Origin of the sequence: Phenylobacterium sp. (genome assembly GCF_046290725.1) — a bacterium.
Lineage (GTDB): Bacteria > Pseudomonadota > Alphaproteobacteria > Caulobacterales > Caulobacteraceae > Phenylobacterium.
Map to the genome: position 1 here is coordinate 939,867 of NZ_JBKBUH010000002.1, position 14,987 is coordinate 954,853.

The following is a 14,987-nucleotide window of genomic DNA, read 5'->3' on the forward strand; positions in this document are numbered from 1 at the left end:
CGCTCAGCGCATCGGCGGGGCGTAGAGCAGGCCCGGCCGTGGCGCGTTCCACAGGGCGTTGAGGCCGCGCTCCAGGCGTAGGGGCGAGCCGGCGCCCAGATTGCGCTCGAAGATCTCGTCATAGGCGCCGACCTGCAGGATCGCCTGATAGGCCCAGTCCTTGGAGAGGCCGAGCGACCGGCCGTAGTCGGCCTCGTCGAGGCCGAGCAGGCGGCGGGTCTCGGGATTGGTGGTGGTCTCGGCCAGCAGCGGCAGGCTGCGACCGCTCAGCTTAAGCTCCTCCGCCAGGACCAGCGACCAGACCGTCCAGCGGACGATGTCCGTCCAGACCGCATCGTCCTCGCGCACCACCGGGCCCAGGGGCTCCTTGGAGATGATCTCAGGCAGGATCACGTGATTGCCGGGATTGTTCATCACCGAGCGGGCCGAGGCGAGCGCGCCGACGTCGGCGGTGAAAGCGTCGCACTGTTCGGTCTGGTAGAAGTTGCGCGCCTCAGCCTCGGAACCGGCGACCACCGCGCGGTAGTTCAGGCCGCGGGCCTGGAAGTACTCGGCGAGGCTGGCCTCGGCCGCGGTGCCCGCCTGGACGCAGATGCGGGCGCCGCTGAGCTCGGCGGCGCTGGTCAGGCCGAGCGCCCGCCGCACGAGAAAGCCCTGCCCGTCGTAATAGGTGATAGCCGCGAAATCGATCGGCCGGCCGGCGTCGCGCGAATAGGTCCAGGAGGTGTTTCGGGACAGGAGGTCGATCTGTCCCCCTTCCAGGGTCCCGAAGCGGTCCTGGGCCGAAAGCGAGGTGAAACGCACCTTGCCCGCATCGCCCAGCACCGCGGCGGCGACCGCGCGGCAGATGTCGACGTCGAAGCCGCGCCATTCGCCCCGGTTGTCGCGGAAGGCGAAACCAGCCAGGCCCTCATGGACGCCGCAGCGCAGGTAGCCGCGCGACCGGACCGCCGCCAGGGTCTTGCTGGGCTTGGTCGCGCCCTCGGCGATCGGCGCCGGCGGCGGGGTCTCGACCGGAACCGCGGGCGGGGCCGGCGCCTCGGGGCGCCGCTCGCACGCCGAAACCGCCAGGGCCAGGCCGCAGATCACGGGGAGAATCGTCCACGGGCTGCGGCGTCTTATGGCTCTGCTCCTTGATCGGAAGGCCCACGAGGGCTCTAAGTGCGAGCCTGGATTTTCGCCCCTGTTCGTTCCGGCCCGTCAACCCGTATGGATGAAGAAACCCGCCTGATCCGCGCCGGCGCCCCGCCTGCGGAGCTTTCCAAGACGGTGGGGCCGCCAATCCAGAAGGGGTCGACGGTGCTGTTGCCAAGCGCCGCGGCGCTCTATGACGACGACGCCTACATCACCTATGGCCGCGGCGGCCTGGCGTCGCAGGAGGCTCTGAAGGACGCGCTCGCCGAGATGGAGGGCGCGGCCGGCGTCAGCCTCTATCCCTCCGGCCTCGCGGCGATCACCGGCGCCATGTTGGCGGTGCTGAAGGCCGGCGACCAGGTGCTGGCCGGCGACAACATCTACAAGCCCAGCCGCCGGTTCTGCGACCAGGTGTTGAAGCGCTTCGGCGTCGAGGTGCGCTACTTCGATCCCAGCCAAACGCCGGAGGCCGTCGTCGGCATGGCCGGCCCGGCCACGCGCCTGATCCTGCTGGAATCCCCGGGCTCGCTGACCTTCGAGATGCAGGACCTCTCGGCCGTGGCGCAGCTGGCGCAGGCGCGCGGCGTCCTGACCATGGCCGACAACACCTGGGGCGCGGGCTATCTCTTCAAACCGCTGGCGCACGGAATCGACATCAGCGTCCAGGCCCTCACCAAGTATGTCGGCGGTCATTCCGACGTCTTCATGGGCTCGGCCGCGGCGCGCGATCCGAAGCTCGCCCAGGCGCTGGCGAACGGGATCCACCATCTGGGCTGGGCGGTCTCCCCCGAAGACGCCTACATGATGCTGCGCGGCCTGCGCACCCTGCCCGCCCGGCTGGAGCAGCAGGGCCAGGCCTCGCTGCGCATCGCCGCCTGGCTGCGCGAGCAGCCGGAGGTGGCGCAGGTGCTGCATCCCGCCCTGCCCGGCTCGCCCGGCCACGAGCTCTGGGCGCGGGACTATTCGGGAACCTGCGGCCTCTTCGGCTTCGTGCTGCGGCCCCGCTCCGAAACGGCGGTGAACGCCTTCCTCGATCGGCTCAAGCTCTTCGGCCTCGGCTTCTCCTGGGGCGGGTTCGAGAGCCTGGCGATCGTCTGCGACCCGCAGCTTCCCAGGCGCGCCTTTGCGCCTAAGTTCGAGGGGCCGCTGATCCGTCTGCATATCGGGCTGGAGACGCCCTCGGACCTGATCGAGGACCTGCGGGCGGGCCTCGACGCCTACGCCGCCGGCTGAAGGGAACCCCTCGCGCGCCGTCGATTGCCTGTCGCAAGCCGAAAGGGAGCGCCATGACTCAGTCTCGCGAGGAAGAATTCGCCCGCGACGCCGCCGGGGTCGCGCAGGAGCAGCGCGACATCCAGTCGAAGATCGACGCCAAGGAGCATCGGTCGTTCGAATCCAAGGACGGCGAGGACAAACCGCCCCAGACCGGCGCCCGCGAATATCCCGTCCCGCCCCTGCCCGAGCAGCATCAGGCGAAGCCAGGGATCGAGGCGAAACTCGAGCCCGCCCCGATGTACGACGCGCCGTTCTACAAGGGCTCGGACAAGCTGAAGGACCGTGCGGCGCTGATCACCGGCGCGGATTCCGGCATCGGCCGGGCCGTGGCCGTGCTCTTCGCCCGTGAAGGCGCCGACGTCGCCATCGCCTATCTCGACGAACACGAGGACGCCGAGGAGACCAGGCGGGCGGTGGAAAAGGAGGGTCGTAAGGCGATCCTGCTGCCGGGGAACGTCGCCGATCCGGCCTATGCCGAACACGCGGTGCGCAAGACCCTGGAAGCGTTCGGCCGGTTGGACGTGCTGGTCTCCAACGCCGCCTTCCAGGAGCACGTGCCTGAGTTCGAGGACCTGACCCCCGAGCAGTTCGACAAGACGCTCAAGACCAACCTCTACGGCTACTACTATCTCGCCAAGGCCGCCGTGCCGCACATGAAGCCGGGCGCGTCGATCATCGCGACCGGCTCGGTCGTCGGGCTTCTGGGGAACAAGCAGCTGCTGGACTACGGGACGACCAAGGGCGGCATCCACGCCTTCAGCCGCTCGCTCGCGACGCATCTGGCGCCCCGGGGAATCCGCGTGAACGTCGTGGCGCCGGGGCCGGTCTGGACGCCTCTGAACCCGGCCGACCGGCAGGCCGAGCAGGTGGCGAAGTTCGGCGCCCAGACCCCGATGAAGCGCCCGGCCCAGCCCGAGGAGATCGCGCCCGCCTTCGTCTTCCTCGCCTCGCCCCAGACCTCCAGCTACATCACCGGCGAGATCCTGCCGATCATCGGCGGCTACAGCGGCGGGTGAGGCGCGCGGGGCCTCATTTGGGGTCGGAGACCCCCTGGCCCTGCGGACGCAGGGCCAGCAGCGCCTCATCCTTCAGATTTGCGAGCCCGATCGGCCGCCCGTGCCGGTAGCTGTTGAAGCCGATGTAGTAGAGCGCAAGCTGCGCCAGGCCGACCACCAGGAAGAGAATGCTGCCGAGCGTGACGAGCAGGAGGGTGGATGCGGCCGCAAAGACCACGCAGGCCGCCGTCATGTGGTTACGGTTCAGCGCGTCCAGCCGTGTTCCGAAGGCGAAGAACCCCAACAGCGCCAGCACGAAGCCCACCAGGCCGACGATCGCCAGCGGCGGCAGAAGCAGGCAGCCGCCCGCCCCGATCAGCATGAGGAGATAGACGTTCCTGGCGTACTTCTGGCTGGGTATGAAGCCAAGGAGGAGAGCGTCGGCTCCGGGGGGCCGTTCGCCCTCGCCGGCGGCTGGCTTCGCCGACGAAATCCAGACCACCACCCCGACCATCAGCGAGACCATGCCGATCCAGAACACGACGGGACTGTAGGAGGGCCCCTCACTGAACATCCCCACACCCTGGCAGATCGCAGGAGACGAATAGAGGCAGGCCATCATCTTGCCCGCCATTTCCCGTCCGCCCAGGCCGCTGAAGGTGTCGATCGCCTCCGCATAGGCCGCGAAGAACCAGACGATCGACAGGACCAGGATAATGGCGCCGCCCAGGAACAGGAGCAGGCCGAGCTTTCGTGCGTTCATGACAATCCGCCTCGCTTCAGCAGGTCGTTGGGTCCCTCATGATCGCGAGACGTTTCCGCCGGCGGGCCAACGCAGCACGATGCGCTCCCGAGCCTGGGCGCGGCGGCCGGCCAAATCTTCACGGAACCCTCACGAATCCCTAACGGCGCGAAAACGGCTTTGACGTGTCGGGGCTGAGGCTCGTTTGATGCGTTCGGCGGCGAACGCCGCCGTCCAGAGGGCGGGGCCATGGACGAGGATCGGGACTTCGAAGGGGCGTTGCACCGCTACCGTTTCGGAACGGCGGAGTTCAATGAGGCGCGGTTCGAGCTGAGGGTGGATGGCCGCCCCGTCGAGTTGGAACGCCGGCCGCTCGAGGTGCTCGCCATGCTTCTGCAGCACGCCGGTGAGATCGTCACCAAGGCCGAACTCCTGGAGAGCGTCTGGGCCGGCCGGGTCACGGTGGAGAACGTCCTGGCGAACGCCGTGGCCAAATTGCGTAAAGGGCTGGGCGAAGCGAACGCCGGCCTCATCCACACCCAGGCGCGGGTCGGCTACCGGATCGTCGCCCAGATCGAACGGATGGCCGTGGGCCGCCGGCCGGTAAACCGCTTGGAGCTGAAGGCCGGCCAGCGGGTTCCGGGGCGCTCCCACTTCATTCTCCGCCGGCAGCTCGATGGAACGCGAGGCAGCGAAGTCTGGCTCGCGCGCCACGACAAGACCGGCGAACCCCGCGTCTACAAGTTCAGTCCCGACGGCGGGCGCCTGAGCGCGCTGAAGCGCGAAGCGACCCTGTCGCGCGTGCTGCGCGAAAGCCTCGGCGACCGGCGCGACATGGTCAGGATCATCGACTGGAACTTCGAGATCCCGCCCTACTTCCTCGAATGCGAATACGGCGGCCAAAGCTTGGTCGAATGGGCCGACGAATCCGATCGCCTGGCCGCCCTGCCGATCGCCGGCAGGCTGGACCTCGCGCTTCAGGCGATCGACGCCGTCGCCGCCGCCCACGAGGTCGGAGTCCTGCACAAGGACATCAAGCCTTCCAACGTGCTGGTCGCAGCCGGCGAGGACGGCGGCTGGCAGGTGCGGATCACGGACTTCGGCGCCGGTCGGCTGATCGCACCCGGCCGCCTCGAGGAACTCGGCGTGACGCCTCTGGGGTTGACGCTCGATGAGGCCGCCTCGTCCGAGACGAGCCTCGGCACGCCGTTGTACATCGCTCCGGAGATCCTGGCCGGGCGCACGCCGACCGCGCGCAGCGACGTCTATTCCCTGGGCGTCCTCCTCTACCAGGTGCTGGCCGGCGACATCCGCAAGCCGCTGACGACCGGCTGGGAGCAGGATGTCGGGGATCCGCTCCTGCGCGAGGACATCGCCCAGTCGACCAGCGGCGATCCGGCGTCTCGCCTGGCTTCCGCCGCCGAGCTCGCCGACCGGCTGCGCAGCCTGGAGGCCCGAAGGGTCGAGCGCCGCCGGCTGGAGGAGGCCGAGCATCGCGCCCTGGCCGCCAGTCGCGCGCTCGACCGGATGCGGGCCCGACGGCCTTGGGCAGCCGCGACCTTCGCGGCTCTCGTCCTCGGTCTGGGCGCCAGCCTGTGGCTTTACGATCGGGCGAGCCAGGCCCAGCGCGCCGCCGAGGCCCAGGCGGCCAGGGCCCAGGCCACGGGCGCGTTCCTGACCGATCTCCTGGTGAACGCCGATCCGGCGCGGCCGGACGGCGGCGGTTCGGTGACCGTGCGCGAGGCGCTCGACCGCGCGGCGGGCGCCATCGGCGAGCGCTTCGCCACCGATCCGGCCACGGAGATCGCGATCCGGCTCACCGCCGGCGACATCTATGGGGGGCTCGCCGACCACGGCCGCGCCGTCGAGCATCGGCGCCGGGCCGCGGCCCTGCTGGAGCGGGCGCACGGGCCAGCGGACCCGCGGACGCTTCAGGCCCGCTACCGGCTCGCCGAAGCGCTCGCCAACGGGTCGGAATACGACGAAGCCAAGGCCGTGCTCGACGCCGCCGACCGCGACGCAGCCGCGGCCGGCCGAAGCGACGATGCGCTGACCTATGTCGCCGCCCAGGCGCGCGGACGCTTCCGCCTCATGCAGGCCGACATCGAACCGGCCGCGGCCCAGTTCGAAGAGGCCTTGCGGCTGCAAGCCTCGGCCGCGCCGGACGACCTGCAGACGGCCTATCGCCTGCGCATGGACCTGGCGCAGTGCTACAGCCGCCTGGGCCGGCACGACGAGGCCGTCGAAATGCTCGCGGGCCTGCAGGACGCGACCTACGCAGAGGCCGGCGTCAGCCAGGGGCGGCAGGCGAGCGCCGCCCTCTATCATGGGGCCGCCCTGCTCTATGCCGGCCGCTACGAGGAGGCCGAACCGGCCCTGTTGAAGGCGACGGAACGGCTGAAGGCGGCGTTCGGGGCGAACTCCTCCCAGGTCCTCGAGGCGCAGAGCGCCCTGGGAAATCTCTATGCGACGTCCGGCCGTTGGTCCAAAGCCGCGCCGCTGATTTCCGCCGTCCGGAAGGATATGTGCGCCCTGCACGGGGCCGACCACCTCACCTGCATGATGAGTTCGGGCAACGAGGGCGTGATCCAGCTTCACCTGGGCGAGATCCAGGCCGCCATCCGCAGCCTCGCGCCCGCCCGCGAGGCCTTCGTCCGCCGCCTCGGCCCGGAATCGCCGGCCGTCCACGTGCTCGGTTACTACCTTGCCGAAGCGCAGCTCCAGGCGGGCCGGGTCGAGGCCGCGGCCCCGCTCGTCGCCGCCCTGGACCCGGCGAAGCTCGAATCCGGCAGCCCGGGGGATCGGTGGAACCTGCGCGTCGCCGGGCTGAAAGGCCGGGTGCTGCTCGGTTCCGGGCGGCCGGAAGGGCTCGCCCTGCTGGCCGACGCCGTCGCGGAGATGGAGCGCAGCGAGCTTCAGGCGTGGATCGTCGAGCCGCACCGTAAGGCGCTCGCCCAGGCTTGCGCGCAAGCCAAGGCCGCGTGCGCGAACCGGCGCTCAGAATGAGGCGATCGAACAGGCGAAGGAGCCACCCTGTCATGTCCAACAAACCTTCATGGGCCGTCGTCGCAGGCCTGGCGCTCGTGCTGGCGGGATGCGACGGCCGTTCTGCCCCCCCCCCCGCCGACGGCGACCAGGCCCAGCCCACGGTCGGGACCGATGCGGCCGCAGCCGCGGCGGCCGATCCCTCGCCCGCCGTCTCCGCCGATCCGATCGCAGAGCCGCAAGCCCAGGCCGCCAGCTCGACGCAGGCGGCGTCGGTTCAGCCGCCGCCCCTGGCCCTTCAGGGATCGCGCACGGACAGGATCGCAGGCCTGTTGCGGAACAGCGTCGGGCCGAGCCAATCCCGCGACTGGGACACCGCGCGGGCGGCGTTTCCGGGCGCCCGATGGCGCGCGCGCAAAACCCACCCGGCCCGGTGGGACGGCTCCACCGTCACCCATGGCGGTTCGATCGACCTCGGCGGGGCGGTCTACGAAATCCACCTCAGCGGCACGGCGAACCGGGTGAACCAGATCCATCTCTCGTCGCCCGGCGACGACACGGTGGAATGGGAGCCCATCGAGAAGGCGCTTCGAACGCTCGGCGTGCGGCCGCAGAACATCGGCTGCCACAGCCCGACCGGCTTCGGCTATGTCCGCCTGACCTATGGCGGCCAGTCGGCGATCCTGCACAAGTCGGTCAATTACGGCAGCGGCGTGCCCAGCACCGACGAATACATATTCGTGCTCGACGATCCGTTCGGCGGCCGGACGGAAGCGGAGGTCGCCCGCGATCGCAGCCTGTGCTCCTGACCCTCGCCTCGGCGGCTCCGGCGGCGCTCCGCTTCGGCGACGAGCCGCTCGCGTTAGAAAACCGTGATCCGTCCGTGAAGATCGGAGCCCGCAACGGTGCCAAGAAGTAAGCCGAATCCGCCGACGCGTCCGTCTTGAATCCCGAGGTATCCGTTATGCCGATGGACCCCTCCCCCATGGAACTGAAGAGCGGTCCCGCACGGCTGCCGCTCCTGTCGCCTCAGCGGCCGGTGTGGCAGCGCGTTCTGGTCTGGGTCGGCATCGGCTTTCTGGCGATCAATCTCCTGCCGCTCGTATTCTTCATCACAGGGAGCTTGGCGGGAAACCTATTCGGTCCGAGAAGCATGCTTGGCGGCTGGCTTGGCGCCTGGGGCGTCAATCTCGGCAGTTGGAGCATGCCGCTCTCGCTGTTTCTTTTGTTCCTTCCGTTCGGCGGTCTCAATCTGCTGCGCACCGGAGCCAACGGCGCGAGGGCCACATTCAAACGCCGCGACGATCCGGCAAGGGGCGGATACCTGTACGACGTGCGCCCGGCGCGGGCCTCATGGCTCACCGTGCTGACGCCGCTGCCGCTCTTTGCGGTGTTGAGCATGGTGACGCCGTGGGTGTTGATCTTCTGGCCGGCGCTCGTCGCGATCTTCGTGCTTCCCGGCGCACGGCATCGCAAACCGGTCACGATCTCCGTATCGCCGCAGGGCATTTACAGCAATGACGTGAGCCTGCCGCTCGACCGTGTCGCCGAGATGGAGGTGGTCAATCGGGGCGTCAAGGTCGCCCGAGAACCGCTGATGCCTGGGCCAGGCGGCCTCTCGACATCGGGCATGATCGGACGCGGCCTCGGCCGGCGGCAGGCGGCCCGCAGTTTCACGCTGACGCTGCGCAGCGACGGAGAGAGCCGCGCCACGGTGATCGCGGGCGGACTGACGGAAGATTGCGCCATCAACCTGCAACGCGACATCGAGAATGCCGTGGCCCGGTTCGAGACCGCGCCATAAGGCGCAGGTCGCGCCGCGCTCAGCCGAGCTCCTGGGCGAGCCCGATGAGGATCCCCTCGGGGCCGCGGATGTAGCAGAGCAGGTATGCGTCCTGGTACCGCACGACTTCGCCGACGAGCCGCCCGCCGCGATTGCGGAGCCTTTCAAGCGTCTCCTCGAGGTCGTCCACGGCGAACATGACGCGGAGATAGCCCAGGGCGTTGACCGGGGCGTTGCGATGATCGGCGACGACCGGCGGCGCGAGGAAGCGGGAGAGCTCGAGCCGGCTGTGGCCGTCCGGCGTGCGCATCATGGCGATCTCCACACGCTGATCGCGCAGCCCCGTGACGCGTCCGGCCCATTCTCCTTCGATCATCGCCCGTCCTTCGAGCTCCAGGCCGAGTTCGCGGAAGAAATCGATCGCCCCGCCGAGGTCGTCGACGACGATCCCTACATTGTCCATCCGTTTGAGCGCCATGTGTCCTGTTTAGGCGCGGCGCTCTCTGTCCGAAATGACATTATTCAGGCGAAATCCGCCATGCCCGAGGCCGCCCGCCGGGTCTGCCGGATGAAATCGGCCATGAGCGGCGCGGCCGTCTCCGCGTGGGTTTCGAGCAGCTTGTGGCCCGCGTCGAGCACGTGGCCCTCCATCCTCGGCAGCGCCTGCATCCACGACAGGACCTCGGCCAGGTCGAAGAACGGATCGTGGCGCGCCCAGAGCATCAGGGCGGGCGGCCGCCAGCGCGCGAGATAGGCGGCGAGTTCGTCGAACCGGGCGACATGGTTCCCATAGTCCCTGACGAGGGCGCGCTGCGTTTCCATCCGGCCCGGCAGCTGCATCACCCGCCAGTCCTCCTCCCAGGTTTCGGCGGCCGGGATCTTCGCCGCCACGTCCGGCGGCATCCCGCCGAGATACCCGTTGCGCACGCCCTCGAAGGTCAGGTGCGCGGTCGCGGCGGCCTCGTTGTCCGGGTTCGGACGCGTCCAGTAGTCGATCACCGGGGCCCATGGCGGCCCGAGCCCGGTCCGGTGAGCGTTGGCGTTCTGGACGATGAGGCCCAGCACCTGTTCCGGCGCCCGCATGGCGATGTCGAACCCCACCGGCGCCCCGAAGTCGTGCAGGTAGATGTAGCGCGGCCCGACCGCGAGCCGGTCCAGAAGCTCCGAAACGGCCTGGCTGAAGGCAGGAAACGAGGGCGCCGGCAGGACGTCCGACGCGCCGAAGCCCGGCAGGTCCGGCGCGATCACATGGGCGACCCGCGACAACTCGGGCGCGACCCCGCGAAAATAGTCCGCCGAGCCCGGAAAGCCGTGCAGGAGCAGCAAGGCCGGCCTGGCCGCATCGCCCGCCGTGACATAGGCGAGCTCCGCGCCGCCGGACAGGCGAAGACGTTGGCGGGGCAGTAGGGGCATGTCCGGCTTCCGCGCTGCATCCGAAGGAGGAACGGAGGGCGCGGGCGGCTGTTCCGCGGCCGAGCGCCGACAAATGGCGACGGGAAGGAGCGACACGCTCCACATCTTCTAAGGCGGCAGTTGGTACAGGTCGTCCGTGGACCTACTTCGGGATGCATCTGGGCAGCGCAAATGAGCCGAAGGTGGCGCGCCCTGCAGGATTCGAACCTGCGACCGTCCGCTTAGAAGGCGGATGCTCTATCCAGCTGAGCTAAGGGCGCGAAATCGACAGGTCAGTGGGTCCAGGGAATCTTGCGGTTGAAGGCGAAATTGTCCGCGTAGGCCTTGATGATGCGTTTCTGGGCCTTGGGCTCGATCAGCTGGAAGGCGATCCCGCGGTTCTGGGCGTAGGCGATCGCCTCCTCCTTGGTGTCGAAGGAGAGCCGCACCTGGCCGTCGGTGTCGGCGGTCAGCGTCCAGCCCATCAGGGGATCGGGCCGGCGCGGGGCCTTGGGGGCGAACTCGAGCACCCAGTCCTTGGTCTTGGCCCGGCCGGACTGCATGGCGTTCTTGGCCGGGCGATAGATGCGCGCGAGCATGCGGTGTACGAGCCTCCAAAATTTCGCCGGCGTGGTCGGGGCGGCGTGATTCGAACACGCGACCCTCTGCTCCCAAAGCAGATGCGCTACCAGGCTGCGCTACGCCCCGATATGCGCCGGCACGCGTGCGATATAAGGCTTTGCGCCGTCGGGCAAATGGAACGACGCAACCGACGGCCCCGACGCGGCGATCAGTCCCGCCGGTGCATCAGCTTGAACACGCCCGAGCCGCGGACCACGTCGTGGCCGCCGACATAGACGCGGCCTTCCACAAAGGCGACTTCGCGGGTCGCGCGGGTGACCTTCGCCTCTCCCAGCACCCACTCGCCCACCCGGGCCATGTGCAGGAAATCCACAGACAGGTGGATAGTGACGCCGGTGCGCCGGGTCGCCCGGAAGACCGCCGCCCCCAGCAGGCCGTCTAGGAACGAGGTCAGCATGCCGCCGTGGACGATGCCCAGGCCGTTGGCGTGCCGCGGCAGGGCGAAGAAGGCCTGCTCGGTCGCCTCCCCCTCCGCCCGGTGGAAATAGGGTCCGTTGTGGCTGGAGAACGGGCCGCGATTGCCCGAGCGGACGAAACCAGCCGGCGGGTGGGGGATCTGGTCCTCAGCCACCGGCGAAGATCCGGTGCTCGACCTTGTCGCCCGGCAGGAGACCGATCTCGGCGGCGCGGCCGCCGGCGATCTCGAGCACGCCGCGGATCGGCCCCCCGGAGGGGATCGGCGCCTCGGAATAGGGCGTGGTGTTGCGGGCGATCGTCAGGACCGTGCCGTCGGACTGGATGAAGATGATGTCCAGCGGGATCCAGGTGTCCTTCATCCAGAAGGCCACGGGCTGGGGCCGGTGGAAATCGAACAGCATGCCGCGGTCGGGGCTAAGCGAAGCCCGCCGCATCAGGCCCTGCTGGCGCTTGGCGTCGGTGTCGGCGATCTCCACGAAGAACCGGGTGCGGCCCTTCTGGGTGACCACCTCCAGCGCCTCGAATCCCGCCGGGATCGGCGCATCGGCGGCCGGATCGGGCGCGGCGGCCTTCTCGGCCGCAGCGGGCGGCGGCGCGGCCTCCGCGGCCGGCTGCTCGACGTCGCAGGCGGCGAGGGCGAGGATCGCGCCCAGCACGGCTGGGCCGCGCAGGCGGTGAGCGAACCGGATCAAGGAGGAACTCCGCGCAGGTGGCCTAGGTCAGGCCAGACCTACCGACTCGATCTCGGCCACCACAAGCCCTTTCGGACCTTCGGCGAAGCGGACCATCACGTCGTCGCCCGGCTGCAGGTCCTCGATGCCGGACCGGCGCAGGGTTTCGATGTGGACGAAAATGTCGCCGCTGGCGCCGTCGCGGACCACGAAGCCGTAGCCCTTGGCCCGGTTGAACCATTTGACCTTGGCTCGCTCCAGCGGCCCCCGCGCCTGCAGCGGGCGGCGCGCCGGCCGGGCGGCGAAGCCGTCGCGCTCCTGCCGGAAACCGCGTTCGCCGTGGCCGCGGCGCTCGGCCGGCGGCGTCGCGGAGGTCTCGTCGAGATTGACCACCTCGGCCACCTGCCAGCCCTTGGGGCGGCGGATCACGTCGCAGACGATCACCGCCCCTTCCAGCGCGCTCTCACGCCCGGAATTGCGCAGGCTGGTGACATGGAGCAGGACGTCCTTCAGGCCGGTCTGGCTTGGGTCGTCAGGAACGATGAAACCATAGCCCTTGCCGGCGTCGAACCACTTGACCCGCCCGCTGATGCGCACGGCTTCTTCATGCGCATCGACACCGTCGTATTCGTAACCAGACATCTGCCCCTCAGGCCCGGTCTCCCCCGATCCTTTCGGTATTGGGCCAACTATAACACTGTTCTTGTTAAGGGTTGGCCGTCAATGGGAGAATCGCGCCCGATGCACGCATCGGACGTGTTTTACACGCTGACCTGGCGCTTTTGGCGGCGTTCGCCGCTTCGCGTGGCAGTCCCTAGGGGAGTCGAACCCCTCTCTCCAGGTTGAAAACCTGGCGTCCTAACCGATAGACGAAGGGACCGCAGCGCGGAGGCGGCTCTATAGCCGCGACGCGCGGAGGACGCAAGCGGGTCGGCGCGAAGTTTTCGAGCCGGGAATTCAGCGGCCTGTGGATGGTTTGGGCGGCTCGCAGCGCAGGACCCAAGATCCCTCTCAGTCGCCTGACGGCGACAGCTCCCCAACGGGAGCGTCTGGGTCCTGCCCCTACTCCACCCGCCGCGGGTCGGCGACGTCCTCGATCTCCAGCTCGACGCTCTCGCGGCCCTGCCAGTCGTCCGGCTTGAGCCGGCCGGCGACGTGGACCGCGCCGCCGCCGGAGAGCAGGCGGCGGCCGATCTCGGTTTCTTCGGCCCGCCAGGCGACGGCCTTGAGCCGGCCGCCGGAGCCGTCCGTCAGGGTGACGCGCACATGACCGCCGCGCAGGGCCATGGGCCGTTCGATCCGCACATCGGCGGCGGCGAAGATCGGTTCGGGGTTCCCCGGCCCAAAGGGGGCGAGACCCTGGAAGGCGTGGTAGAGACTTCGGTCGCAGCCGCGGGCGGTGACCAGGGCGTCGATGTCGAGGCCGTCCTGCGCCGCGGCGAGCGCCTGCTCGGCCTGCAGCCGCTCTTCCAGGAAGGCGCGCAGTTCGGGAACGGCGTCGGGGCGCACCGAAAGGCCCGCGGCCATGGCGTGGCCGCCCCCGGCCAGCAGCAGGCCGGCGTCGAAGGCCGCCTGCACCGCAGCGCCCAGATTGACGCCCGGCTGAGAGCGCCCGGACCCCTTGCCGACATTGGCCGCCCGGTCGATCCCGATCACCAGGGCCGGCTTGCGGTAGCGTTCGCGCAGGCGGCTGGCGACGATGCCGATGACGCCGGGATGCCATCCCTCGGCGGCGACCAGGGCGATGGGGGCGTCGCCGAAATTGCTCTCGCGATCCAGGATACGGACCGCGTCGTCGAAGATCTCCTTCTCCACCTCCTTGCGGGAGGCGTTGAGGGCGTCGAGTTCCGCGGCCAGGGCCGCAGCCTCCTCCGGATCGTCGGTGGAAAGCAACCGCGCGCCCAGGTCCGAACGGCCGATCCGCCCGCCGGCGTTGATTCGAGGTCCCAGCAGGAAGCCGGCATGGAAGACGCTGGCCGCGCCCGAGCCCTTGGCCACCTCGATCAGCGCCTTGAGGCCCGGATTGCGCCAGGCCGACATCACCTTCAGCCCCTGGGCGGTGAGCGCGCGGTTGAAGCCCACGAGCTGGGTCACGTCGCAGATGGCGCCCAGGGCGGCCAGGTCGAGCCACTGCCGCAGATCGGGTTCAGCGCGATCCTGGAACAGCCCTCTCCGGCGCGCCTCGCGGTTGAGCGCGGCCAACAGGACGAAGGCGACGCCGGCGGCGGCCAGCACCCCCTGCCCCGAGCCGCAGCCCGCCTGGTTGGGATTGACCAGCGCCGCGGCGGGCGGCGGCTCCTCGCGCATCAGGTGGTGGTCGATCACCACCACCTCGAGGCCGATCCCCGCGGCGCAGGCGAGCGCGTCGTAGGCGGCCGCGCCGCAATCGACCGTGACCACCAGCTCCACGCCGGCCTCGCGCAGCTTGCGGAAGGCCGCCGGCGACGGGCCGTAGCCCTCGGTCATCCGGTCGGGGACGTAGATCGGCAGGTCGCGTCCCATGGCGCGGAACCAGCGCACCAGCTGCGCGGCGCTGGCCGCGCCATCCACGTCATAGTCGGCGAAGACCGTCGTCGGGCGGCCCGCCTCCAGGGCGTCGACAAGGATTTCGGCGGCCCGGTCCATGCCCAGGAAGCTGGACGGGTCGGGGAACAGCGCCTTGAGGGTCGGGTTCAGGAAGAGCTCGCCGGCGTCGGCGGCCACTCCGCGGGAGGCGAGCGCGCGAGCCAGGGGTTCCGTCAGGCCGAGCGCCAGCTGATGGCGACGCACCACCTCGGCGTCGGCGGGACGCGCCCGCCACAGCCGCCCCGAAAGCGAGCGCGTGACGCCGAGATAGCCCATGGGCGCAGATCCGTCCGCCATGGCCGGAGACTAGCCGGAGTCGTCCGGGCGGCGATAGGCGCAGGCCCTGAGTCGGTCCGCCGCAGGCGTCCGGATCAGACGTGGGCTGA

General features: G+C 69.8%; 14 protein-coding genes and 3 tRNA genes. 5 read left to right on the forward strand and 12 right to left on the reverse strand.

Annotated elements, in window-relative coordinates; genetic code table 11:
- Positions 1–3: 3 nt before the first annotated feature.
- Positions 4–1,089 carry an amino acid ABC transporter substrate-binding protein gene (locus ACK41C_RS15860; RefSeq protein WP_409656204.1) on the reverse strand — a complete coding sequence of 362 codons (1,086 nt, stop codon included), beginning with the start codon at positions 1,087–1,089 and terminating at the stop codon, positions 4–6.
- A gap of 120 nt (positions 1,090–1,209) precedes the next feature.
- Here ACK41C_RS15860 and metC point away from each other — a divergent pair, with 120 nt between their 5' ends.
- Both metC and ACK41C_RS15870 read left to right on the forward strand, forming a co-directional pair.
- On the forward strand, positions 1,210–2,367 hold the full coding sequence (metC, locus tag ACK41C_RS15865; protein WP_409656206.1) for a cystathionine beta-lyase: 1,158 nt from the start codon (positions 1,210–1,212) through the stop codon (positions 2,365–2,367).
- Between the two features lie 53 nt (positions 2,368–2,420).
- Positions 2,421–3,425 (forward strand): SDR family oxidoreductase, encoded by a 1,005-nt coding sequence (locus tag ACK41C_RS15870; protein ID WP_409656208.1) that lies wholly within the window; start codon positions 2,421–2,423, stop codon positions 3,423–3,425.
- A gap of 13 nt (positions 3,426–3,438) precedes the next feature.
- Here ACK41C_RS15870 and ACK41C_RS15875 read toward each other — a convergent pair whose 3' ends face one another.
- Positions 3,439–4,167, reverse strand: coding sequence for a hypothetical protein (locus tag ACK41C_RS15875; protein ID WP_409656210.1), 729 nt, complete (start codon positions 4,165–4,167; stop codon positions 3,439–3,441).
- 228 nt (positions 4,168–4,395) lie between these two features.
- Here ACK41C_RS15875 and ACK41C_RS15880 point away from each other — a divergent pair, with 228 nt between their 5' ends.
- From ACK41C_RS15880 to ACK41C_RS15890, 3 genes are all read left to right on the forward strand, one after another.
- The gene (locus tag ACK41C_RS15880; RefSeq protein ID WP_409656212.1) at positions 4,396–7,152 is read left to right on the forward strand and encodes a protein kinase domain-containing protein; all 2,757 of its coding nucleotides are present in this window, start codon (positions 4,396–4,398) and stop codon (positions 7,150–7,152) included.
- Positions 7,153–7,184: 32 nt separating this feature from the next.
- Positions 7,185–7,940 carry a hypothetical protein gene (locus ACK41C_RS15885; RefSeq protein WP_409656214.1) on the forward strand — a complete coding sequence of 252 codons (756 nt, stop codon included), beginning with the start codon at positions 7,185–7,187 and terminating at the stop codon, positions 7,938–7,940.
- Between the two features lie 176 nt (positions 7,941–8,116).
- Entirely contained in the window at positions 8,117–8,935 is an 819-nt protein-coding gene (locus ACK41C_RS15890) for a hypothetical protein (protein ID WP_409656215.1), read from the forward strand.
- 19 nt (positions 8,936–8,954) lie between these two features.
- On the opposite strand, the gene ACK41C_RS15895 is transcribed toward ACK41C_RS15890, so the two are convergent.
- The 10 genes from ACK41C_RS15895 to recJ form a co-directional block, all read right to left on the reverse strand.
- Positions 8,955–9,392 carry a VOC family protein gene (locus ACK41C_RS15895; RefSeq protein WP_409656217.1) on the reverse strand — a complete coding sequence of 146 codons (438 nt, stop codon included), beginning with the start codon at positions 9,390–9,392 and terminating at the stop codon, positions 8,955–8,957.
- 44 nt (positions 9,393–9,436) lie between these two features.
- Positions 9,437–10,327, reverse strand: a complete 891-nt coding sequence (locus tag ACK41C_RS15900; protein ID WP_409656219.1) for an alpha/beta fold hydrolase — start codon at positions 10,325–10,327, stop codon at positions 9,437–9,439.
- A 183-nt stretch (positions 10,328–10,510) separates the two neighbouring features.
- A tRNA-Arg gene (locus ACK41C_RS15905) sits at positions 10,511–10,587 on the reverse strand.
- Positions 10,588–10,599: 12 nt separating this feature from the next.
- Positions 10,600–10,905: an ETC complex I subunit gene (locus ACK41C_RS15910; RefSeq protein WP_409656221.1), complete on the reverse strand. Its 306-nt coding sequence runs from the start codon at positions 10,903–10,905 to the stop codon at positions 10,600–10,602.
- A 32-nt stretch (positions 10,906–10,937) separates the two neighbouring features.
- Positions 10,938–11,014: transfer RNA gene (locus ACK41C_RS15915), tRNA-Pro, on the reverse strand.
- Between the two features lie 82 nt (positions 11,015–11,096).
- Positions 11,097–11,519, reverse strand: coding sequence for a PaaI family thioesterase (locus ACK41C_RS15920; RefSeq protein ID WP_409656223.1), 423 nt, complete (start codon positions 11,517–11,519; stop codon positions 11,097–11,099).
- On the reverse strand, positions 11,512–12,057 hold the full coding sequence (locus tag ACK41C_RS15925; protein WP_409656225.1) for a DUF192 domain-containing protein: 546 nt from the start codon (positions 12,055–12,057) through the stop codon (positions 11,512–11,514). Before ACK41C_RS15925 ends, ACK41C_RS15920 begins: the two co-directional genes overlap by 8 nt.
- A 27-nt stretch (positions 12,058–12,084) precedes the next feature.
- Positions 12,085–12,678 (reverse strand): cold-shock protein, encoded by a 594-nt coding sequence (locus tag ACK41C_RS15930; protein WP_409656227.1) that lies wholly within the window; start codon positions 12,676–12,678, stop codon positions 12,085–12,087.
- Positions 12,679–12,841: 163 nt separating this feature from the next.
- A tRNA-Glu gene (locus ACK41C_RS15935) sits at positions 12,842–12,916 on the reverse strand.
- Positions 12,917–13,098: 182 nt separating this feature from the next.
- Complete coding sequence (gene recJ / locus ACK41C_RS15940; RefSeq protein ID WP_409656229.1) at positions 13,099–14,898, reverse strand: single-stranded-DNA-specific exonuclease RecJ; 1,800 nt, start codon at positions 14,896–14,898, stop codon at positions 13,099–13,101.
- Positions 14,899–14,987 lie beyond the last annotated feature (89 nt).

Coding starts and splice junctions, on each gene's coding strand:
- metC (WP_409656206.1), top strand. CDS start 1,210: ATGGATGAAGAAACCCGCCTGATCCGCGCCGGCGCCCCGCCTGCGGAG.
- ACK41C_RS15870 (WP_409656208.1), top strand. CDS start 2,421: ATGACTCAGTCTCGCGAGGAAGAATTCGCCCGCGACGCCGCCGGGGTC.
- ACK41C_RS15875 (WP_409656210.1), bottom strand. CDS start 4,167: ATGAACGCACGAAAGCTCGGCCTGCTCCTGTTCCTGGGCGGCGCCATT.
- ACK41C_RS15880 (WP_409656212.1), top strand. CDS start 4,396: ATGGACGAGGATCGGGACTTCGAAGGGGCGTTGCACCGCTACCGTTTC.
- ACK41C_RS15885 (WP_409656214.1), top strand. CDS start 7,185: ATGTCCAACAAACCTTCATGGGCCGTCGTCGCAGGCCTGGCGCTCGTG.
- ACK41C_RS15890 (WP_409656215.1), top strand. CDS start 8,117: ATGGAACTGAAGAGCGGTCCCGCACGGCTGCCGCTCCTGTCGCCTCAG.
- ACK41C_RS15895 (WP_409656217.1), bottom strand. CDS start 9,392: ATGGCGCTCAAACGGATGGACAATGTAGGGATCGTCGTCGACGACCTC.
- ACK41C_RS15900 (WP_409656219.1), bottom strand. CDS start 10,327: ATGCCCCTACTGCCCCGCCAACGTCTTCGCCTGTCCGGCGGCGCGGAG.
- ACK41C_RS15910 (WP_409656221.1), bottom strand. CDS start 10,905: ATGCTCGCGCGCATCTATCGCCCGGCCAAGAACGCCATGCAGTCCGGC.
- ACK41C_RS15930 (WP_409656227.1), bottom strand. CDS start 12,678: ATGTCTGGTTACGAATACGACGGTGTCGATGCGCATGAAGAAGCCGTG.
- recJ (WP_409656229.1), bottom strand. CDS start 14,898: ATGGCGGACGGATCTGCGCCCATGGGCTATCTCGGCGTCACGCGCTCG.